The 20,987-nt window shown below is 68.0% G+C and carries 21 protein-coding genes, 3 tRNA genes and 1 pseudogene; 15 read left to right on the top strand and 10 right to left on the bottom strand.

Annotated features, from left to right (window positions below):
* Positions 1-62 precede the first annotated feature (62 nt).
* From NG1_RS18405 to NG1_RS18395, 3 genes are all read left to right on the top strand, one after another.
* Positions 63-770 (top strand): dienelactone hydrolase family protein, encoded by a 708-nt coding sequence (locus NG1_RS18405; protein ID WP_062972456.1) that lies wholly within the window; start codon positions 63-65, stop codon positions 768-770.
* Between the two features lie 88 nt (positions 771-858).
* Positions 859-948, top strand: a tRNA-Ser gene (locus NG1_RS18400).
* Positions 949-982: 34 nt separating this feature from the next.
* Positions 983-1,055, top strand: a tRNA-Arg gene (locus NG1_RS18395).
* Between the two features lie 331 nt (positions 1,056-1,386).
* Here NG1_RS18395 and NG1_RS18390 read toward each other — a convergent pair.
* A complete protein-coding gene (locus NG1_RS18390; RefSeq protein WP_062972416.1) occupies positions 1,387-1,857 on the bottom strand; it encodes an SAM-dependent methyltransferase in 471 nt (156 codons plus the stop codon).
* Positions 1,858-2,030: 173 nt separating this feature from the next.
* Between NG1_RS18390 and NG1_RS37495 the strand changes: the two genes are divergently transcribed.
* On the top strand, positions 2,031-2,396 hold the full coding sequence (locus tag NG1_RS37495; protein WP_062972414.1) for a hypothetical protein: 366 nt from the start codon (positions 2,031-2,033) through the stop codon (positions 2,394-2,396).
* Positions 2,397-2,436: 40 nt separating this feature from the next.
* Positions 2,437-3,033 (top strand): pentapeptide repeat-containing protein, encoded by a 597-nt coding sequence (locus NG1_RS35755; RefSeq protein WP_168434194.1) that lies wholly within the window; start codon positions 2,437-2,439, stop codon positions 3,031-3,033.
* A 91-nt stretch (positions 3,034-3,124) separates the two neighbouring features.
* On the opposite strand, the gene NG1_RS36775 is transcribed toward NG1_RS35755, so the two are convergent.
* Positions 3,125-3,394 (bottom strand): hypothetical protein, encoded by a 270-nt coding sequence (locus NG1_RS36775; RefSeq protein WP_157114107.1) that lies wholly within the window; start codon positions 3,392-3,394, stop codon positions 3,125-3,127.
* A gap of 26 nt (positions 3,395-3,420) precedes the next feature.
* Complete coding sequence (locus NG1_RS18370) at positions 3,421-3,624, bottom strand: hypothetical protein (protein WP_062972409.1); 204 nt, start codon at positions 3,622-3,624, stop codon at positions 3,421-3,423.
* Between the two features lie 591 nt (positions 3,625-4,215).
* On the opposite strand from NG1_RS18370, the gene NG1_RS35750 reads away from it, so the two are divergent.
* On the top strand, positions 4,216-5,430 hold the full coding sequence (locus NG1_RS35750) for a helix-turn-helix domain-containing protein (protein ID WP_168434195.1): 1,215 nt from the start codon (positions 4,216-4,218) through the stop codon (positions 5,428-5,430).
* A gap of 16 nt (positions 5,431-5,446) precedes the next feature.
* Here the strand turns inward: NG1_RS35750 and NG1_RS39240 are convergent, their stop codons facing one another.
* The 6 genes and pseudogenes from NG1_RS39240 to NG1_RS18340 all read right to left on the bottom strand — a co-directional run bounded on the left by NG1_RS39240 (position 5,447) and on the right by NG1_RS18340 (position 9,836).
* Positions 5,447-5,893: a YunG family protein gene (locus NG1_RS39240; RefSeq protein ID WP_439956443.1), complete on the bottom strand. Its 447-nt coding sequence runs from the start codon at positions 5,891-5,893 to the stop codon at positions 5,447-5,449.
* A gap of 99 nt (positions 5,894-5,992) precedes the next feature.
* Positions 5,993-6,715 (bottom strand): maleylpyruvate isomerase family mycothiol-dependent enzyme, encoded by a 723-nt coding sequence (locus NG1_RS18360; RefSeq protein WP_062972405.1) that lies wholly within the window; start codon positions 6,713-6,715, stop codon positions 5,993-5,995.
* Between the two features lie 225 nt (positions 6,716-6,940).
* Entirely contained in the window at positions 6,941-7,333 is a 393-nt protein-coding gene (locus NG1_RS37770) for a RidA family protein (protein ID WP_062972454.1), read from the bottom strand.
* An 81-nt stretch (positions 7,334-7,414) separates the two neighbouring features.
* A pseudogene (locus NG1_RS37765) lies at positions 7,415-8,122 on the bottom strand (DUF998 domain-containing protein); the annotation flags it as partial.
* 155 nt (positions 8,123-8,277) lie between these two features.
* Entirely contained in the window at positions 8,278-8,706 is a 429-nt protein-coding gene (locus NG1_RS18345) for a very short patch repair endonuclease (RefSeq protein WP_040864358.1), read from the bottom strand.
* Positions 8,703-9,836 (bottom strand): DNA cytosine methyltransferase, encoded by a 1,134-nt coding sequence (locus NG1_RS18340; protein ID WP_174315463.1) that lies wholly within the window; start codon positions 9,834-9,836, stop codon positions 8,703-8,705. Before NG1_RS18340 ends, NG1_RS18345 begins: the two co-directional genes overlap by 4 nt.
* A gap of 336 nt (positions 9,837-10,172) precedes the next feature.
* Between NG1_RS18340 and NG1_RS18335 the strand changes: the two genes are divergently transcribed.
* The 5 genes from NG1_RS18335 to NG1_RS18315 all read left to right on the top strand — a co-directional run bounded on the left by NG1_RS18335 (position 10,173) and on the right by NG1_RS18315 (position 18,224).
* A complete protein-coding gene (locus tag NG1_RS18335) occupies positions 10,173-11,423 on the top strand; it encodes a KasA/KasB family beta-ketoacyl-ACP synthase (RefSeq protein ID WP_062972403.1) in 1,251 nt (416 codons plus the stop codon).
* A gap of 108 nt (positions 11,424-11,531) precedes the next feature.
* A complete protein-coding gene (gene fadD32 / locus NG1_RS18330; protein WP_062972452.1) occupies positions 11,532-13,460 on the top strand; it encodes a long-chain-fatty-acid--AMP ligase FadD32 in 1,929 nt (642 codons plus the stop codon).
* Positions 13,461-13,817: 357 nt separating this feature from the next.
* Positions 13,818-15,629 carry an ABC transporter ATP-binding protein gene (locus tag NG1_RS18325; protein WP_062972401.1) on the top strand — a complete coding sequence of 604 codons (1,812 nt, stop codon included), beginning with the start codon at positions 13,818-13,820 and terminating at the stop codon, positions 15,627-15,629.
* 2 nt (positions 15,630-15,631) lie between these two features.
* The gene (locus NG1_RS18320; RefSeq protein ID WP_084499008.1) at positions 15,632-17,560 is read left to right on the top strand and encodes an ABC transporter ATP-binding protein; all 1,929 of its coding nucleotides are present in this window, start codon (positions 15,632-15,634) and stop codon (positions 17,558-17,560) included.
* Positions 17,561-17,609: 49 nt separating this feature from the next.
* Entirely contained in the window at positions 17,610-18,224 is a 615-nt protein-coding gene (locus tag NG1_RS18315; RefSeq protein WP_084499007.1) for a putative glycolipid-binding domain-containing protein, read from the top strand.
* 42 nt (positions 18,225-18,266) lie between these two features.
* On the opposite strand, the gene NG1_RS18310 is transcribed toward NG1_RS18315, so the two are convergent.
* Complete coding sequence (locus NG1_RS18310; RefSeq protein ID WP_062972399.1) at positions 18,267-19,205, bottom strand: prephenate dehydrogenase; 939 nt, start codon at positions 19,203-19,205, stop codon at positions 18,267-18,269.
* A gap of 70 nt (positions 19,206-19,275) precedes the next feature.
* On the opposite strand from NG1_RS18310, the gene NG1_RS18305 reads away from it, so the two are divergent.
* The 4 genes from NG1_RS18305 to NG1_RS18290 all read left to right on the top strand — a co-directional run bounded on the left by NG1_RS18305 (position 19,276) and on the right by NG1_RS18290 (position 20,983).
* Positions 19,276-19,815 carry a tRNA adenosine deaminase-associated protein gene (locus NG1_RS18305; RefSeq protein ID WP_062972397.1) on the top strand — a complete coding sequence of 180 codons (540 nt, stop codon included), beginning with the start codon at positions 19,276-19,278 and terminating at the stop codon, positions 19,813-19,815.
* Positions 19,816-19,858: 43 nt separating this feature from the next.
* Positions 19,859-20,293 (top strand): nucleoside deaminase, encoded by a 435-nt coding sequence (locus NG1_RS18300; protein ID WP_062972448.1) that lies wholly within the window; start codon positions 19,859-19,861, stop codon positions 20,291-20,293.
* A gap of 67 nt (positions 20,294-20,360) precedes the next feature.
* Positions 20,361-20,448 (top strand) — tRNA-Ser (locus tag NG1_RS18295).
* Positions 20,449-20,527: 79 nt separating this feature from the next.
* Positions 20,528-20,983 carry a deaminase gene (locus NG1_RS18290; RefSeq protein WP_062972446.1) on the top strand — a complete coding sequence of 152 codons (456 nt, stop codon included), beginning with the start codon at positions 20,528-20,530 and terminating at the stop codon, positions 20,981-20,983.
* Positions 20,984-20,987: the final 4 nt, after the last annotated feature.

Here is a 20,987-nt window from a genome sequence, read left to right as displayed (position 1 = left end):
GGTCTATACGCCCTCACGTGCAATTTCTACCGAAGATCGGCAACGCGCCCTACGCTGGTTTCATGTCGGGCACCTACGACGATTCGGCCCCGCTGCGGGCGAGCGACCAGGAAGACGAGCGGCCGTCCAGCGGTGGGCAGGTGCCCATCACGGTGGTGGAGCCGGAAGGAAACGCGCGCGGCGGGATCGTGCTGCTGCACGAGGCCGGCGAGTTCACCGGCCCATTACGCGACCTGATGGACGCGCTGGCAGGCGAGGGCTGGACGGTTGTCGCACCCAAACTCTTCCATCGGGGAGGCGGCCAACCCGGCGGCGGAGTCTTCGGCGACGAGCTTTTCGACGACTTCGACGCCTGCTTCGACTGGCTCACCCGGCGTGGGGTGTTCCCCGACACCATCGGCGTGCTCGGCTTCGATTCGGCGGGCACCGCGGCGTTCCTGGTCGCGACCAATCGTCCGATCGGCGCCGCGGTGAGCGTCGCGTCACCCGGCATCATCGAGCCGCTCACCGAGCAGGCCGATGCCCTGGTGCGCGCCGCTCCGAACCTCCAGGCGCCGTGGCTCGGCCTGTTCGGCGTGGACGACCCGGCCACCCCGCCCGCCCAGGTCGACCAGCTGCGGGACGCCACCGCTCGCGCCGCGGTCGCCAGCCTGGTCGTCACCTACCCCGGATCGCACCACCGCGCCGACACCTCCGACGCGGACGACGGGGATGATGCGGTCGATTCCCAGACCAGAATCTTCGATTGGTTCGACAGTAACCTACGCTGACCAGCCGTTTTGTGATCTGGACGGTAGCTCCTGTAACCTTTTGGCTCGGCGGTTCGAAAGGACCGGTGCCCTCGAAGAGAAGGCTCCAGGAGGCGTGCCAGAGCGGCCGAATGGGACTCACTGCTAATGAGTTGTCCCTTCACGGGGACCGGAGGTTCAAATCCTCTCGCCTCCGCCAAGCCCGGGAAACCGGGTACAACTGAATAACACCTGCGCCCGTAGCTCAACGGATAGAGCATCTGACTACGGATCAGAAGGTTAGGGGTTCGAATCCCTTCGGGCGCACCTAGGTAGAAGGCCCCTCCGGTACCAACGGAGGGGCCTTCTCGCATCTCTGACGACACCATTGACGACAGTCTCACTCGACAGCGCGTCCATGCCCGTCGCCGCGTCGCGCTGCACGGCGTCGATCACGTCTATGTAGGTGCCCGTCGTCACGGTGATCGAACTGTGCCGCAGGATGCGCTACACCGTCGCCGCCCCCACGCAGATCGTGAACAACAACGTCGCGCACGAGGTGCGCGGATCATGCAGCCGGAGCGGTCGGGGCGCGCCTCCTGCACCAGCTGAGCGAGAGTGCGATGGACGAACCGGCGCTCGAGTTTCTGTCTGCGACCTAGAAGTAGTCTTTGAGCATTTCCGTGGACCATGCAGCTTGCCGGACGTCTCCGCGAGGGCCGAACTCCGCGAACCAGGGTTTGATATCCAGCACGGGCGTGCCGTCGACGGCGTCCAGCTCGGCGACGTGCAGGTCCAGGCCGTCCACTCGGAGCAGGCGACAGCGCGAGACGCCGAGCCAGTTGATGCGCCGCATGTTCCTGTGCCCGAAGATACCGACCTTCGGCCATTCGGGATTGTCGCGTGCGCTGCGCGCACCGAAGTGCAAGTCCGTTGGGTCGGTGAGGTGGAACCGGAACACGATCTCCAGGTGGCTGAACTCCTCCAACCCCTGTACCGACTCTTCGGTGAACCGGGGGTCGTCGACGCGAATGATCGCCTCGGTGCCAGCCCAGTGATCATCGGTCGGTTCACGTCGGCCACCTATGACGTGCGCGACCGGCGCTACCTCGAACACTTCGTCAGCCATACGAACCCCTGTCTCACTTCTTGTTTGCGGCTAGATACTCGGCTGTGCACATGCTCCCTGATAGTGCTGAGGGCTGGCCCAGTTGCCGTGTGGACGGCCGATGATGTTCCTTACCCGGTGACCGTGCACGCGCGACACTGACCTGTTCGGACCATGACGAGAAGGAGCTAGGCGTGGGGAATGACGAGCAGTTGACCATGGACCTCGGCGTACCCGTCGAGCAGATCGAATGGGGGAAATGGGTCGATCCCGACCGGCGTGCGGCGCAGGTGCGGAAGTTCTTGAACTATGCCGGGTTGCAACGCCTTCCTTCGAAGCTGTGGCCAGAAGACTCTCCGGACCTGCACCGGCTGAACGATGTATGCAGAGAACTGTTCCCGGATTCGGACACGCCGTACCTTCCCGAAAACCAGGATATGACCGATGCATTCATTTGCTTCCTCGGCGCATGTTTCGAGAAATACGTGGATGGCGAATGGGTCGACCACACTGAATATGGTCACGATAAATCATTCTATGGCCGGTCGTTCGCTGAGTAGCGTTCGTCGTTGGCCCGAGGACCCGCTGGCTCACCGGGCGTTGTCCGACTATCTGGAGAGGCTTACCGCCCGCCCGTCGGCGAAGCAGACGACGTCGTCACTCCTCAATGGCAACGGGCTGGATTTCGCGGGTTCGGACCTGTCCGGGCTGGACCTAATCGGCGCAGAGCTCAGTGACTCCGCGATGGACCGAGTGCTGCTTGTCGGAGCCGATCTGTACACCGCTTGGCTTGCCGGGGCGCGGTTGTCGGAAGCTGATCTGAGCGGAGCCGATCTTCGGAAGGTCCAGGGGCGTGGCTGTCACGCGCGGTACGCGAAGCTGTGCGACGCCGACATGCAGCGAGCGGATTTCAGCCAGTCCGATTTCCTCGGCGCGGATCTCCGTGGGGTGTGCCTGCGCCGAGCCTCGTTCTCCGGATCGGATCTCCGTGACGCCGACCTCCGCGAGTGCGTATTCGATCGAACACGACTCTCGGGTGCTCGGCTGGCGGGCTGTGCTGTCGACGGAGCGAGCGGCCTGGTAATCGGGCCTGTTGACATCGGTGTCGCCTGTCCAAACCTGCTGGACGGGCCGGAATTGCTGGATTGGTTCACATCCAACGGTGCGGTTGATGTCGAGGTTCGCCAACCCGCATAGGTCGGTGAGCCGCCGTCGCCCGCGGCCTCATTTGCTGGGAACGGGAAGTACGCTCCCCCGACGTCGCTCCGGCACCCTGCCTGCGCGCTTGTCAGACGCAGTCCTCGCCGAGCAGTAGATATGCCGCCGCCAGATGTACCAGGCAGTCGTCCGGCCGATGCTCGGCATGGATATTCCGCAGTTGCCCGGCGCGCTCGGGCGTGAGATCCAACAGGTGAACATTGCACAGGTGTTCGGCCAGCTTCCCTTCAGCCTGCACAAAGGTTTTGTGGTCTTCGACGGAAGGGACGAGCCAGGATGCGTCTTCTGGATGCTTCGGGCGGTCGGGTGATGTCACAACGCTCCCTTCGGATTTGGTCATTGATGCCGGGCTTGCCGGGGGTGCTGTCAGTCCCACAGTCCAGCGCAGGGCAGCGGCGGCAGATCTACTCGCACGTTGTCATCGACGGTCACGATGAGCCTCGAGTCGGAGTGCCTGGTCAGCGCGTCGGCAACCTGCTGGGCTTGCGCCGCGCTCGCCTGATAATCCAGTGTCAGTGCGCCGAACTCGACGTGAATGTGGCGGACTCCCGACGGCAGCTTGTTTCGCACGCCTCCCGGCCTCTCGTCGGCTGGATCTTCTTCCCCGGTTCCTGCACGGCGATCGTCCCTGAGGCCGCCAGTGGGCAAGCTGGCTACCAGGGTTTCGTCGTGGACGGCACGACTCGTCCGGCATCGACCAGAACCTGTAGTGCGGCGGCTTTGCGAGGGCAGCACTTCGCACGGCAAGCAAGGTGATAGCGCATCACCGTGTGGGCTTGGGGGATCGTGAACGGCACAGTGGGTGCCTGGTGAGCGGCTTCGTCGCACATGGCGAGAAGTTGGTACATGGCAAGAGAACTGGTCGGCATAACGCGCAGCGCTTCCTCTGGTTTTGAATGGTCGGTTGGTACCCAGCACCGGGGGCTTTCGCCACCGACTCGCCACTCTGGCGTGCTGGTGCGCCGCGCTGGCTACGGCGTCGGCCCGATGCCGGGTACCGAGCGGACCGTACGGCTGAAAAACCGCCCGATTCCGGCTTGATACCGAACCCTTCTGGAGAATACGGAAATCGGTATATGGTCCAGAGGCTCGGAAAGATATTGGTAGACATGGTCCTGTCGGGCAACGACCACTGACATGCGGCGTAGTAGGGGGGCGACGATGTATATGACGACGGGTGAGACAATCCGCCGAATCCGCAAATCCGCCGGAATGACACAGGCGGAACTCGGCGCACTGATTCACTTCACACAGCCAGCCATCTCACAGCTAGAACACGATGGTCCAGCGGTTTACGATGTGCGAGTTCTCCGTCGTGTGGCAAGAGCGCTGCAGGTTCCGCTTGCCATACTGGCGGTGGATTCGGATGAGGAGGCGGACGTGAACCGACGCCAGTTCTTCAAAACAGGAACAGTCGGTGCTGGTATCGCCATGTCGGCAGGCCGAGGACCATCTTCCACTACTGTGGTCGCCGAGCCGAGGGGCCGGGTTGGTCGAACGGAAGTCGAGCGAATCATCCGCAGTGTTGCTGATATCCACGAACTTCAGTTGATCGGCGGAGGTGACCGATTGTGCTCGATCACTGCCAACGAAGTGCGGTATGTCGAGCAGCTGTTGGACTCTGGCAGCTACACCGACCAAGTCGGCAGAGCGCTGACCGGCGCAGGCGCCGAGATGATGACCGCTGCGGGCTGGGTCCACTATGACGCGGGCCGTTGGCGCGAGGCTCGGCGCTACTACGCCGACGCCGCGCAGGCCGCCACGGCGGCAGGCGATGGTATCGCCGCCTCCCATGCCTGGATCAACGCGTGCCTGCTGTCATACCGCGACGGCGCCCGACCCAAGGAAGGGGTCCAGCTAGCCGAAGCCGCCCAACTCGCCGCTCGGCGCGACGGAGGACCGAAACTACGGGCATTGGCAGCGATTCGAGAAGCCGAAGCCCACAGCTTCACTGGTGACCGGGCAGCTATGGTGGCCGCTGTGAGCCGGGCGCACCGTGCCTTTGAATCGACCAGAGGAAACGACCCTGACTATCTCGCCCACTTGTCCGAGGCTCAGCTCAGCGGGTTGACTGGCCTGGCCTTCATGCGCCTGAGCGATCACAAGGCAGCCGGGGCCTACCTACGATCCGCCATCAACGGCACCACGGCTTACCCGCGTGAACGGGCTGCCTGGCAGATTCGCCTATCACAAAACCTGATTCGAGCCGGTCTTCTTGCCGACGGTTGCGGCACATTGTCCGCTGGCTTCGAAGACTTTCGAGCTATCGCATCGACCCGTCTCCAAACCGCGCTCGGCGAGATTGTTGACACGTTACGGTCGTACTCGTCGGTTCCTGAGGCGCGATCGTTCCTCGAGGTGTGGATGGCGCGTTGAGGCTGCGATAACGCCACTACCGCCAGTCGGCCGTGGTGACGGTCAGGCCGCACCGACCCTGCTGTTGCTCGTCTGTGTGAACATATTCGGCAACCCGTCTGCGAAGCGTTTCGTATCGCAGGCGAGTGCTTTCGTATGAAAGGCAATACGCGCGGGTGGAGGCATGTCGACCCCGCTTTGCTCTCGGCTCAGTGAAGGTCGTTTCCGCAGGAAATTGCCCATGGGTAAGGTCGATTATCTCGCCATCTACGACATTGAAGTAGTGCGATACCGTTTCATTTCCCGGCAATGTGGCAACCGTATTGAGAATATCCCCGCCGAGATAGTCTTGGACGACGCATGCGGTAACTGCGCACTGCCCCTTCGCGCCGTTCCCTTCCGTCCAGTCTCGGGTGCTGCTCGTGTCTGCAGACCAGGACCTTCGAAGCGCGCTTGCCAGTGCCTCTAATTCTCCGACACCCACCAGTTCAGCTTACCGTTGAGGTCAGGCCCGACGCTCACAAGTGGCAGCCCATGGAACGGTCTTCTCGGCCGCTGCCGCAGCGGTGTGCCGCTCGTGGGGTTATTTCCAGGCGGGGAGGTTCGGCAGGTCGCCGGTGAGGTCGGAGCCGGGGCTGCGGCCGAGTAGCCAGGCGGCGAGGGAGGAGGCGGGGCCGGAGATTGTGTGGGTGGCGGGGGTGGGGCCGATGGTGGCGGTGAAGTCGGAGTCTGTGGAGTGGAGGGTGAAGGGGGCGAGGGGGGTGTCGGCGGTGAGGCGGGTGAGGTCGGCGGTGGCCTGGGGGAGGATTCGGGCGACGAAGGGGGCGGGCCATTGGGCGGGGGTGTAGCCCGCGTTCAGGTCGACGTGGTGGATTTCGACCTCTTGCAGACGCATCCAGCGGACTTCGGTCGCGGGGATGGGGCGGCCCTGGCGGGTGCGGACTTGGGCTTGCCACGCGTCGTCGGTGAGTGAGCGGGCGAGGCCGAGGAAGCGGGTGGCGGCGACCTCGTTGTCGGCGAGTTGCTCGGAGAGCGGGCGGGGCGCGCCCGCTTCGATGTCGCTGTCGCGCAGGAAAGCGCTGGCGTACTGCGGGATTTCGACGCCGGTGTGGGCCCACAGCAGCAGGTTCACCAGGCTGTCCGCGTTGCGGGCGAGGTGGGCCATGACGTGGCCGCGGGTCCAGCCGGGCAGCGAGGAGGGTTCGGCGACAGCGCGCTCGTCGAGGCCGCGGATGGTGTCGAGCAGGCGGGTGGTCGCCTCGGCGACGGTGTCGAGTTCCACGGGGGTCTGCGAGGCGGTGGTCACGGTTTCGACCCTAGCGAGCGAGGACCCGGCTCGTCGCGAACGACGGGCCGGGTTCGTTCTGGGAACGGGTGGATCCGAGGGCCCGCGTGGTGTGATGGGCGCGCCCCTTGCATCGGTCACCGGCATCGCGGGTCCGGTCGGCGTACCGCAGTCGAGCACGATCAGCCCGTCGAACAGCGTGCTCGCGGACGGCGGGCACGTGGAGGGTGGGCGCCGATCGGCGCCCTACCCGGCGACGATCGCGTCGGCTTCGATCTCGACCAGCAGGGCCGGGGTGATCAAGCCCTTGATCTCGTACATGGCGGTCGCCGGACGGATCTCGCCGAACACCTCCGCGTGCGCCTTGGCGACCTCGGGCCAGCGGGCGATGTCGGTGACGAAGATGCGGGTGCGCACCACGTCGGCCAGGCTCGCGCCCGCCTCCTCCAGCGCGGAGGCGATGCGCCGCAGGGTTTCCCTGGTCTGCTCGCCGATGTCGTCGCCGCCGACGGCCGTGCCGCCGGGGGCCGAAGCGGTGGTTCCGCTGACCGCGACGACATTCCCGAGCCGGACCGCCCGCGAGTAGCCGACGAGGTCTTCGAACTCCGAACCCGAGGAGATGTTCACGCGATCACTCATGGGCGAAAGCATCGCACGGCGGTCAGTGGAGCTCGGCTCGGCACGCTCCCGACCTTCCAAGACCACCGCCAGGGCCAAGGTGATCAACCACAGCGACATCGCACCCACCTGAATCCGCTGCGCTATCCCGAGGGCGTAGTTGCCCGGCAGATTGTCGGCCACCAGCATCCAGGTCGTCGCCAGCGCACCGATCACCAACACGACGAAGCCGAATTCGCGCAGCACCCGCCAGCGCCGGTAGCGGAACGCGGCGAGGCTGAATGCGCACGCGGCGACCGCGATCGAGGTGACCGCCAGCGTGCTCGTCAGCGCGTGCGGCTGATGCAGTTGCGGAAACAGTTCGCTCGGGCCGCCGCACCCGCTCTCGCCGGGCGTGCAGTCGCGCAGCGGTAGCAGGACGTCGGCGATGGTCGCCGCGCCGAAGCAGAACAGCGCGATCCAGCCGACCGTGGTCATCCTGCGGCGCGGGAACAACAGCAGTCCCGCGACGGCGGCGGGCATGAGCGACACCCCGACGATCAGGTCCGCGGTCGCGAACACCTCCCGGTACGGCTTGCCCTCCGCGTCCAGTTCGCTGAGGAACGTGTCGACCGGGTCGAGATCGATCTTCAGCGCGAACTGGAGCACCCAGGACGAATAGCAGAGCCCCGCGATCGCGATCGCCGCGGCGACCAGCACAGTTGCCGGTCGCACCCGCCGAACGGCGATGTCCGAGCCATCCGTCACGTCCCCATTGTGCTGGTTGCTAGAGCGCGCCGGACAGCGGCGGGCCGCACACGTCACTACCATCCGGGACACAGGGTCTTGTCAGCTTCGCCCGGCACGCTGGTCGACAGCTGCAACTCGAGGAGGTCCCCATGCTCGGTTTCGCGACTGCCGCCGCCGGAATCGCGGTCATCACAGTGATGGTGATGTCCGGCTATCTGGCCGCACACGCTCCGCGTTCACTCGTGCGGGTGCGCCACCACCGCTGACAACTCGGCCTGGACGCGATCGGCCGCGCTGACGGGATCCTCGTGCTCCCAGACGCGGACCACGCGCCATCCCGCCGCGACGAGCGCCGCGTCGGTGGCCCGGTCCCTGGCCACGTTGCCCGCCAGTTTGACCGCCCACCATTCGGCGTTGTTCTTCGGATCGGTGGCGTGCTGCGGGCAGCGGTGCCAGAAACAGCCGTCCACGTAGACCGCGACTCGCCGGCGCGGGAAGACCAGATCGGCGCGCCTGCGCTGGCCCCGGATCGGTGCGCGGTCGACGAAGTAGCGCAGCCCGCGGCGATGCAGTTCCCGGCGCAGCGCGAGTTCGGGATCGGTTCCGGTGCGCCGCTGGCGCGCCATCCGCGCGCTGGTGGCCGCGTCGGTAGGGGGCCGGTTCATGCCGCCCAGCCGCCCATCCGATCCAGATGGCATTCCACATCGGCGAGGAAGCCGGGCGGGAAACGCAGACTGCCCATGGTGGTGCGGCGCAGGAACCCGGCCGTCGCGCGGGCGGACAGCAACCGCGCGTCGGTGAGGAAGTGGGCCAGGTCCTCGTACGGCTCGTGCACCGGCCAGGTCGAGACCGGCACCCGATAGGCCGTACCGGCGCGCCCCCACGCCGCGACCGGCCACGGCGTGCCCGGCGCCAGCGGCTGATCCCCGGAGATCGGGTCGAGCGGAGCGGCCAGCCGCGATCCCACCCAGGCCGCCATCCGCACGCTCACCGCGTTGCCGACCAGCTTCCAGCGGTGACCCTTCCGGATGCCCGGCATCTCGGTGGCGGGTGCCGTCCAGCCGGGGTCGAAGCCCTGGAGGCGTTCGGCGTCCGAGATCCCCGGCGTGACGATCTCCCCGGACGGCAGCCGCACCGCGGGCGGGCTGGCGATGCCGAGCGCGGAGCCGCCCTTCAGCGTCGGAACCGCGTTCACCGCCCAGCCCAGTCCGCGCACCCCTTCGGTCCAGTAGAAGCCGCACGGATCGACCTCGGGATCGCCGATCACGCGGGGACCGGCGTCCTCGCCGAACAGCACCCCGCGCGGGTCCTCGGTGCGGGAAGCCAGCATCAGCACCCGCTGTCGGCGCTGGGGCAGGCCGAAGGCGCGGGCGTCCACCACGCGGTAGGCCCAGGTGTAGCCGAGTTCGTCGAGCGCGCCGGTGATGTGCCGCATCGCCGCGCCGCGCCCCAGCTGGAGCATGAAAGGCACGTTCTCGATCAGGAGCCAGCGTGGGCCGCGCTTGCGGCGCACCAGCCGGAACACCTCGTCGACCAGACCCGAGCGCGTGCCGGTGATGCCCGCGGTGCGCCCCGCCTGGGACAGGTCCTGGCACGGGAATCCCGCCGCGACCAGTTCCGTTCCCGCCGGGATCGCCCGCAGCCGGGTGATGTCGGAATGCAGGGGCACGTCCGGGAAACGGGCGGCGAGCACCCCTTGGGCCCCGGGCTCGATCTCGCACAGCAGCTCGGTGTGCCAGCCGTGCCTGCCGAGGCCGAGCTCGAGTCCGCCGATCCCGGCGAACAGCCCGACCATCCGCGCGCCCGTCAACGACCTACCCTTTCTCGCGTCCACACCGGACGCCGCCCGCGCGTCCCGTGCCCGGGGAGCAGGTTACTCGAGTCGTCCGAGGCGATACCCGAACACGCGACCATCGGTCTCGGCACCTGGTACGGTCCGCGTGTCACGCAGTGCGATCCGTGCGCATTTCCAATAATGCACAAGGGTGGTCGCACACGGACGTGATGACCGGCCGTTCCGCCTGCGCTCCAGTGCCATCTGTGCGGGCCGCCCACGATCCTGGTGGCGCGCTCGCGCATTGCTTTCTGCTCGACGACGTTCCAGAGCGACGCTAGGGAAAGTGAGCGAAACATGCAGATGCCTTCCACCAGAAACGGACAGTTTCCCCCTGTTGTGGTCACCAGCCTCGCGGCGACCACCTCCCTCGCGGGTGACGTGGATTCCACGTGGAAGGGCTTGCTCAACGGCGACAGCGGTATCGACGTCCTGGAAGACGATTTCATCGACGAATTCGAACTGCCGGTGCGCATCGGCGGCCATCTCGAGGTCCCGCCCGCGACGTATCTGGACGTGGCGGAGGCCCGCAGGCTCGCCTACGTGGAACAGCTGGCCCTCGTGCTCGGGCGTGAGGTCTGGCGCAACGCGGGCAGTCCCGAGGTGGACAAGCACCGTCTGGCGGTGTCGATCGGCACGGGGCTCGGCGGCGCGGAGGCGATGATCCACGCTCGGGACAAGCTGCGAAACGGGGGTTACCGCAAGGTGTCGCCGTACACCGTCCAAGCCGTGATGCCGAACGGCGCCGCCGCCTGCGTCGCGCTCGAACTCGGGGCGCGTGCCGGGGTGACGACGCCGGTGTCGGCCTGTTCCTCCGGTGCGGAGGCGATCGCCAACGCGTGGCGGGCGATCGTCATGGGTGACGCCGACATGGTGGTCACCGGCGGCGTGGAGGGTTCCATCCAGGCCCTCGCCATCGCGGCGTTCAGCATGATGCGCGCGATGAGCACCCGCAACGACGCACCGAAGAGCGCCTCACGTCCGTTCGACGCCGAGCGGGACGGCTTCGTCTTCGGCGAGGCGGGCGCGCTGATGGTGCTGGAGACCGAGGAACACGCCAGAGCGCGCGGCGCGACCATCCACGCCCGGCTGATGGGCGCGGGCATCACCTCCGACGGCTTCCACCTGGTGGCGCCGGATCCGGAGGGCACCGGGGCCGCGCGTGCGATGACCCGGGCGATGCGCACGGCGGGTCTGGCCAAGACCGATGTCACGCACGTCAACGCGCACGCGACCGCCACTCCGATCGGTGACACGGCGGAGGCGCGCGCGATCAGCCAGGCAGTGGGCAACCACGCGTCGGTCTACGCGCCCAAATCGGCCCTCGGTCATTCCATCGGCGCGGTCGGGGCGCTCGAATCGGTGCTCACGGTGCTGAGCGTGCGCGACGAAATCGTTCCGCCCACGCTGAATCTGGACAATCAGGATCCGGACATCGATCTGGACGTGGTGCACGGCCAAGCCAGGCCCGGCCGCATCGATTACGCCCTGAACAACTCGTTCGGATTCGGCGGGCACAATGTCGCGCTCGCCTTCGGACGGTACTGACCGCCAGGTGGCCGGGGCACCTGCTAGCCTTCCCGGCGCTTCGTTATCGACCTGTGTTCGGTGTCATTGCACGCCCTGGGTGGCTGTGCGCTGGAAAAGGATAAGGCGATGATCGACGAAACCTTCGACGACTATCTGGACGATCAGGGCAATATCAGAATCCGCGGCGACAGGACCCTGATCGACTTCGTCGACAAGCACAGCGCGGAGAACGGCGACGAACTCGCCTACCGCTTCATCGACTACTCCCGGGAAAGGGACGGCGAGTACCACGAACTCACCTGGCGGCAGTTCGGTGTGCGCTTGCACGCGGTGGCGGCACGGCTGCAACAGGTCACCCAGCCGGGCGACCGAGTGGCGATTCTCGCTCCGCAAGGACTCGACTACGTCGTCTCGCTGTTCGCCGCGGTGTACGCGGGCACTATCGCGGTCCCGCTGTTCGATCCGGAGGAACAGGGCCACACCGACCGCTTGCACGCGGTGCTGGGTGACTGCACTCCGGCGGCGATCCTCACCTCGGGATCCGCGGCCGGGGGTGTGCGGAAATTCTTCCGGCATCTGCCGCCGGCGCAGCGTCCGCGCATCATCGCGGTGGAGGCGATTCCCGATAGCGTCGGCGCCTCGTGGGTGCGCCCGGACATCAACATCGACAGCGTCGCCTATCTGCAATACACCTCGGGGTCGACCCGGACGCCCGCGGGCGTAGCGATCACCCATCGAGCGGTGGGCACGAATCTGTTGCAGATGATCGATGCCATCGGCGTCACCGAGCATTCGCGCGGGGTCACCTGGCTGCCGCTGTTCCACGACATGGGCCTGCTCTGCGTGATCCTGCCGACGGTCGGCGGCGGATTCATCACGATCATGTCGCCGAGCGCGTTCGTGCGCCGCCCCTATCGCTGGATCAAGGAACTGGCCGCGGCCTCCGACGGCGCCGGAACATTCGCCGCCGCACCCAATTTCGCGTTCGAACACGCCGCGGCTCGCGGTAAGCCGAAGCCGGGCGAGAAATTGGATCTGTCCAATGTGATCGGGCTGATCAACGGCAGCGAACCGGTGTCGGTGTCGTCGATGAAGAAGTTCAACGACGCGTTCGCGCCGTACGGGTTGCCGGAGACGGCGATCAAGCCCTCCTACGGCATGGCCGAGGCGACGGTGTTCGTCTCCGCCACCCGGGCCCAGGACAAGGCGAGGGTCGTCCATGTCGACCGGACCGAGTTGAACGCCGGGCGGATGGTCGAGGTCGCCGCGGACGCCGACAACGCCATCGCGCAGGTGTCCTGCGGGTACGTCGCGCTGTCGCAGTGGGCGGTGATCGTCGATCCCGAACACGGCACCGAGCGACGGGACGGCGAGGTCGGTGAGATCTGGCTGCACGGCGAGAACATGGGCATCGGGTACTGGGGGCGCCCCGAGGAGACCGAGGCCACCTTCCGCGCGAAACTGGCCGCCCGATTGCCCGAGGGCAGCCACGCGGAGGGCACGCCGCCCGACGCCAACTGGATGCGCACCGGCGATTTCGGCGCCTACCTCGACGGCGAGCTGTACATCACCGGCCGGGTCAAGGACTTGGTCATCGTCGACGGCCGCAACCACTATCCGCAGGACCTGGAGTTCTCGGCCCAGGAATCCAGCACGGCGCTGCGCCCCGGCTTCGTGGCGGCGTTCTCGGTGCCCGCCAACGAACTGCCCGCACTGGTCTTCGAGCAGGGCAGCCGCTCCGGTCTGGCGTTCGACGCCGAGGACACCTCCGAGCAGTTGGTGATCGTCGCCGAGCGCAATACCGGTGCGGGCAAGCTCGAGTCGGAGTCGGTTGCCGACACCGTGCGCGCCGCGATCGCGCATCGCCACGGCGTCATGGTCCGGGATGTGCTGCTGGTGCCCGCCGGTTCGATTCCGCGCACCTCCAGCGGCAAGATCGCCCGCCGCGCCTGCCGGGCGGCCTATCTGGAGGGCACGCTGCGCGGCGGCCACCAGCAGCAGGCGTTCCCGGACGCGCCGCAGGAGTGGGAGTCGGAGACGGCGATCGTCGGCTAGAGCGGGGTCTGAGGTTCGAGCAGGTCCGCGCCGAGGCGGAGGGCCGGGCAACCTTCGCGCGCGCGGGCGAGCGCTACCGCCTCACGGCAGATGTCGAGGTAGCGGTCGCGATCCGTAGATATCCGGTGACGATCAGCATGGGAGGCAGTCGAGATACGTGCGGTTTGACCTCGAGTTCACTCGAGGTTGTTGGCTTGGCGAATGAGCGTCGCACCCGTCGCCGCGGATCTCCGGCGGCAGCCGGAAAATCGGTTGGTCGATACACGTTCCGGTGCGACCCTGGAATGTCGGACCCCGCTGCGAACATCACCGTGGGTCCCGTTCTCCGCCGCCAGTCACATACCTCGAGGGGGAGTCTTGTCTGTCGCACTGGACGTTTCGTCGGCCGAACCGGAGGCCGACAGAACGGGGCGGCCCGCCGCCACGGGCCGCCTGCATTCCCTGCGCCGATTCGGGCCGTATCTGCGTCCGCATGCCGGCATCCTGCTCGCCGCCAGCGGCCTCGCGGTGTTGTCCGGCCTGACGGCCGTCGTCATCCCGCTGATGATCGCCCGGATCATCGACGGCCCGGTCGCCCACCGCGATCTCGCGGGCGCGCTCGGGCCGGTGGCCGCGGTCGCGGCCCTCGGCCTGGTGGAGGCGGCAGGCGTGTGGGGGCGCCGCTGGCTGATCGCCGCGCCCGCGACGCGGTTCGAGATCACGGTGCGCGCCGAGATCTTCCGCAAGCTGCAAGCGCTGTCGATCGGCAGGCACGACGCGTGGGAGTCGGGTCAGCTGCTCTCGCGAGCGATCGATGATCTGGCCACCATGCGCCGGTTCGTGTCCTTCGCGGCGCCGTTCCTGCTGGTCCACTGCGTGATCATCCCGGTAGGCCTGCTCGTGCTGATCGGGCTGAGCCCGCAGATCGGCTTGATCTTCGCGGTGATCTCGATCCCGCTGGTGATCGGCTGCATTCGTTTCGAACGCCGATACGCGGTGGCGTCCAGGCGTTCCCAGGACCAGTCCGGCGATTTGGCCACGACCGCAGAGGAATCCGCGCAGGGCATCCGGGTGCTCAAGGCGTTCGGGCGTGGCGTGTTCTTCGGCCACCGCTTCACCGCGCAGGCGCAGGAGCTACGGCAGACCGAGCTGCTGAAAGCGCGCCTGGACGCGACGTTGTGGTCGCTCATGGTGAGCCTGCCGCAGCTGGCAATCGCCTTCGCGCTGGGGTACGGCGGGTACGCGGTGGCGCACGGCACGATGACGCTCGGCACCTTGATCGCGGGCATCACGCTGGCGACCTTCTTGCAGTGGCCGATCATCTGGACCGGCTTCCTGCTCGCCGAGCTGAACGACGCGCGCACCGCGGCCGACCGGTACTGGGAGATCATCGACACCCCCGCCGACATCACCGACCCGGCCGACCCGGTGGACCTGCCCGAGCGCATCCGCGGCGAATTGCGCTTGAACGCCGTGCGATTCGCCTTCCCCGAGGCCGAAGACGATGTGCTGCGGGAGGTGTCGTTGCGGGTGCGTCCCGGCGAGACAGTGGCGCTGGTCGGCGCGACGGGAAGCGGCAAGACGGCGCTGCTGAACTTGATCCCGCGCCTGTACGACGTGACGGACGGTGCGATCACCATCGACGGCATCGACATCGCGACGATGCGAGTCGCCGATCTGCGGTCGCTGGTGTCGGTCGCCTTCGAGGATCCGGTGCTGTTCTCCGCGAGCGTGCGCGAGAACGTCGCGCTCGGCGACCCGACCGCCACCGACGCCGACGTGCGCCGCGCCCTGGAGGTCGCGCAGGCCACCGAGTTCGTGGACGACCTGCCCTGGGGCTTGGACACCAGGATCGGCGAGCAGGGCCTGAGCTTGTCCGGTGGCCAGCGGCAGCGGCTCGCGCTGGCCCGCGCGGTGCTCACCGGTGCGGGCGGGGGCGAGCGCAGCCGGATCATGGTGCTCGACGACCCGCTGTCCGCGCTCGACGTGGAGACCGAGGAGCGGGTGCAGGCACGCCTGCGCACCGTGCTGGCCGACGCGACGACGCTGCTGGTCGCGCATCGCCCGTCCACGGCGGCGCTGGCCGACCGGGTGGCGGTGCTCGCCGACGGCCGGATCGTCGCGGAGGGCACCCACGATCAACTGCTTCGTACCAGCAGGAGCTACCGCGAACTGATGGGAGGTGAGTAGCGATGACTACGACGATCAGTGACTCGAAAGACGAAGCACCGGAGCCTGTTCCGGCACGCGAGGAAGCCGCGGCCGACTGGCGTGGCATCGCGGGCGAGGACAAAGCGGTCACCGAGACCGGAAATCTGGTGCTGGCCGGCCGCTCCCGGCGGCTGCTGCTCGACCTGGTCAAGCCCTACCGCAAGCTCACCGCGCTCGCGCTGGTGCTCATCGTGCTGGACAACGTCGCGAAGGTGTCCGCGCCGCTGTTCGTCGCGCACGCGCTGGACACCGGCATAGCGCGCGGTGTCGAGGGGAACTGGGGGCCGCTGGCCGGGAGCGTGGCCGGTTACCTCGGCTCGGTCCTGCTCGGCGTGGTCTGCACGTACTCCTTCCTGCGGGTGTCCGGCAGGCTCAGCCAGAGCGTGCTGTTCGACCTGCGGGTCCGCGCGTTCACGCACGTGCAGCGGCTCAGCGTCGCCTTCCACGAGAAATACACCTCCGGCAAGGTGGTGGCGCGGCTCACCGGCGACATCGAGACGCTCCAGGATCTGCTGGAGAGCGCCCTCAACCAGGCGCTGAGCGCGATCCTGTCGGTGCTCACCATCGCGGCGCTGCTGATCTACCTGGATCAGGCTCTCGCGGCGATCGTGCTGGTCGGATTCGTCCCGCTGGTGATGGTCACCCGGTGGGCGCAGCGCAGGCAGCGAGCGGGCTACCGGCGCACGCGCGCCGCGATCGCCAAGGTGGTCGTGCAGTTCGTCGAGTCGATGGGCGGCATGCGGGCGGTGCAGGCGTTCCGCCGGGAACAGCGCAACGAGTCGGTGCTCGCGATCGAGGACTCCGAATACCGCCAGGCGACCACCGCGGCGATGCGCGGCATGGGCGACTACGCCGGGCTGACCAAGCTGCTCGGCAACCTGACCACGGTCACCGTCATCGTGGTCGGCGCCTGGCGGGTGATCGAGGGTGACCTCGCGGTCGGCGTGCTCGCGGCCTACCTGCTGTACCTCAACGAGTTCTACGGGCCGCTGGACGAACTGGCGCAGGTGTTCAACGCCTACCAGTCCGCGGCGGCCGCGCTGGAGAAGATCTCGGGCGTGCTCGAGGAGGAGCCGTCGGTGCCCGAGCCCGCGCGCCCGGTGGCGTTGGAGAAGGCGTCGGGCGCGGTGCGCATGGAGAAGGTGTGGTTCGGTTACTCGTCCGCGCGGAAGGATGCCCACTCGGCGCCGTCCACCGAACCGGGTGAGCCCGATCGGCGGGCACGGCCGGTGCTGCCGGAGTTCACCCTGGACATCCCGGCCGGGCAGGTGATCGCGCTGGTGGGTGCGACCGGTGCGGGCAAGTCGACGCTGGCGAAGCTGCTGACGCGGTTCTACGACCCGTCCGGCGGCACGGTCACCCTGGACGGCGTCGATCTGCGCGAGGTGTCCGACGCCGACCTGCGCCGCAACGTGGTGATGGTCACCCAGGAGTCCTACCTGTTCTCCGGTTCGGTGGCCGACAACATCCGGTTGGGCAGGCCCGAGGCCACCGACGCGGAGGTGTTCGCGGCGGCGCGCGCCGTCGGCCTGTACGACTTCGTGCAGGCGCTGCCGGAGGGCTTCGGCACCGACGTGCGCAAGCGCGGCGGCAGGCTCTCGGCGGGGCAGCGGCAGCTGGTGGCGTTCGCGCGGGTGTTCCTGGCCGACCCGGCGGTGATCGTGCTGGACGAGGCCACCTCGAGCCTGGACATCCCCAGCGAACGGCTGGTGCAGCGGGCGCTGGAGACCGTGCTGCGCGGGCGCACGGCGGTGATCATCGCCCACCGGCTGTCCACGGTGGCGATCGCGGACCGGGTGCTGGTGCTGGAATCCGGCCGGATCGTCGAGGACGGCGCGCCGGATGCCCTGATCGCGGGCAGCGGTCGGTTCGCGGGCCTGCACACGGCGTGGCGGGAGTCGCTGGTGTGATGAGCGGCGGTTGTGCGGGCCGGGGGCGGGTGTCGCTTACGGTAGATACGTGACGACCCCAGCCCCCGACCCCGAGCGCCCCGCCGCGAGTCCGCAGGAATCCCGGTGGCCGGCGATCCTCACCTGGCGCGCCCACGACGCGACCCGGATGGAGTCGGTGCGGGTGCAGCTCAATGGCAACCGCATCCGCGCCGCCGGGCGCATGATCGGCGGCGCGAGCGCGGATCACCCCGCCTTCAGCGCGTCGTACGACCTGGTCACCGACGAGAACGGCGCGACGAAGCGGCTGTCGCTGCGCACCACGACGGCCGCCGGTGAGCGGCACGCCTCGATCGCCCGTGACGAGGAGAACTACTGGCTCGTCGACGCGGGCGGCAACCATGTGCGCTCCACCTTCGCGGGCGCCCTCGACGTGGACGTGGTGCTCAGCCCGTTCTTCAACACGCTGCCGATCCGCCGCTACGACCTGCAACACGCGGTCGAGGACGTCCAGGTCCCGGTGGTCTACGTCCGCCTGCCCGACCTGCTCGTCCAAGAGGCCACGCTGATCTACAGCAGCGCCGCCGACGGCATCAGCGTGCTGTCGCCGGTCTCCAGCGCCACGGTCACGGTGGACGCCGACGGCTTCCTGCTGGACTACCCGGGCCTGGCCGAACGGATCTGACGCCGCACCGAACCTCGATCGGACTCGCCGGCCGTCGCGAGATCAGCTCAGCCGGGTGAGGACGCCGCCGCGCTGCCCCGCCGCTCGCAGGCGTTCCAGCCAATCCTGGTCACCGGGGAGGGTATCGGTGATCTCCCAGCGTCGCGCGGATTCGTAGCGTCGCCGCGCGTCGTGCCCGGCCTCGACCAGGTCCGCGAGGGATGTCTCGGCACGCAGGCTGTCGCGGGCCGCGCCGAGCACGGTGAGCGTTTCGTCCAGAACTTCCAGCAGCGCCGCCGAATTCGGTTCGCAGATCGCGCGAACCAGATCGGGCGCCGTGCCCGCCACCCGGGTGCCGTCGCGGAACGATCCGGCCGCAAGTCCCAGCGCCAGATCGCCCCCGGTCGCGCCCGCCAGAGCCAGGGCCTCGGCCAGCACATGCGGGAGATGGGAGATGCGCGCGACGGCGCGATCGTGCTCCGCGGCCACCACCGGTACCACCACCGAGCCGCAGTCCAGGGCGAGCCGCGCCACGCGGGTCCACGGCTCGGCCCGGGTGCCCTCGTCGACGCCGACCGCCCACACCGCGTCGCGGAACAACTCCGGATCGGTGGCGGCCCAGCCGGATTCGGACGTACCCGCCATCGGATGACCGCCGACGTACCGGTCGGCGAGCCCATGGTCGCGCACGGCCGCCGCGACCGGCGCCTTCACGCTCACCACATCGGTGAGCACGCACTCGGGGGCGTAGCTGGCGATCGCGGAGAGCATGTGGTCCACCGCGGGCATCGGCACCCCGACGACGATCAGCGCGTCGGTTCCCGCGGCGCGGCGCAACGCGGCGGGCAGATCTTCGGTGACGTCGAATCCGTCGGCGCGCGCGGCCTGCGCGCCCGCCGCCGACCGGTTGTATCCCCAGCCGTCATAGCCCGCGGCGAGGGCCGCGCGTAATAGCGATCCACCGATCAGACCGGTCCCCAGGACGCATACGGGTGCTTTCATCGCCGAAGTCACCCGAACAGATTGGCATACGACTTCAACATTTCCGCTCGAGCAGACTACCGTTGCGGCCATGGCAGCACAGCGCTCGGGCACGAACAGGGCGGCGTCGGACGATTACGACGACGTGGAAGGGTTCGCAGTGGCGGTTGTCCGCGAAGAAGGCAAATGGCGGTGCAGTCCGCTGAGCCGGGACGCGCTCACCGATTTGTCCGCCGCGGAAAACGAACTGAAGGCTTTGCGCAGCTCCGGAGCGGTGTTCGGCTTGCTCGACATCGACGATGAGTTCTTCATCGTGCTCCGGCCCGCGCCGAGCGGGACCCGCATGCTCGTCTCGGACGCCACGGCCGCGATCGACTACGACATCGCCGCGGACGTCCTGGAGGCCTTGAACGTGGAGATTCCCGATATCGATCCGGACGAACTGGACGACGTCGAGCCGTGGGAAGAGGGCGACCTCGGGGTGCTCGCCGATCTCGGCCTGCCCGAACCGGTGCTGAGCGTCATCCTCGCCGAGACCGATCTCTACCCGGACGAGCAGCTCACCATGATCGCCCAGCGTCTCGGCTTCGCAGGCGAACTCGCCGCGGTACTGGACAAACTGCCAAGCTGACGTGGGCGTTCTCCCGAACGGCCCGATTGCGTCGGACGCCGACATGGTGCGTGCCGCCATCAGCGCGGCAGCGGCCGCCGGGGATCGTGACGTGCCGGTCGGCGCGGTGGTGTTCGACTCCGCCGGAAGGGAACTGGCGCGGGCCGCGAATGCGCGGGAAGCGCTCGGCGATCCCACCGCGCACGCGGAGATCCTGGCGCTGCGCCGTGCCGCCGCGGTGTACGGCGACGGATGGCGGCTGGAGGGCGCCACCCTCGCCGTCACCCTGGAGCCGTGCACGATGTGCGCGGGCGCGCTGGTGCTCGCACGGGTGGGCCGCCTGGTCTTCGGGGCGTGGGAGCCGAAGACCGGCGCTGTGGGGTCGCTGTGGGACGTGGTGCGCGACCGTCGTCTCAATCACCGCCCCCAGGTGCGCGGTGGAGTGCTAGAGGACGAGTGCGCGGCACTGCTCGACGAGTTCTTCCGCACCCAGCGCTGAGTCCACGGGCCAGCGCAGGTCAGCAAGCGATTTAGCGATCCGGCGACGGTCCGGTATGGTTGTCGGCGGTGGCGTGTCCGAGCGGCCTAAGGAGCACGCCTCGAAAGCGTGTGAGGGGTAACCCCCCTCCGAGGGTTCAAATCCCTCCGCCACCGCTCCAGCCCCTCATCTGTTTGCGCAGGTGGGGGGCTTTTCTTCTTTCGCAGGACGAGTGTGCCGAAGGAGGGTGATCCGGTGACCGAGCCCGACCACCACTATTGGATGAACCGGGCCATCGAACTCGCGCGTTTGTGCCCGGTGGCCGAGGGCGCGTTCTCGGTGGGGGCGGTGATCGTCGCCGACGGTGCGGAGATCGCGACCGGTTACTCCCGTGAGTCCGACCCGAAGGAGCACGCCGAGGAGGCGGCGCTCGGCAAGCTCGACCGGGCGGATCCGCGGCTGGGGCGGGCCACGCTCTACAGCACGCTGGAACCCTGCTCCGAACGCGGGACGAAGGACCGGCTGCCGTGCACCGACCGGATCCTGCGGGCCGGTATCCCGGTCGTGGTGATCGCGTGGCGCGAGCCGTCGACGTTCGTGGTGAACTGCGTCGGAGTGGAGAAATTGCGGCAGGCGGGTGTCACGGTGCTCGAACTGCCCGAACTGGCCGAGGCGGCGATGTCGATGAACCGGCATCTCGACCTGTCCTGAGCGC

The sequence above is a fragment of the Nocardia gamkensis NBRC 108242 genome, from assembly GCF_001612985.1.
GTDB classification, from domain to species: Bacteria; Actinomycetota; Actinomycetes; order Mycobacteriales; family Mycobacteriaceae; genus Nocardia; species Nocardia gamkensis.
This window is presented reverse-complemented; position numbering and strand designations above follow the sequence as displayed.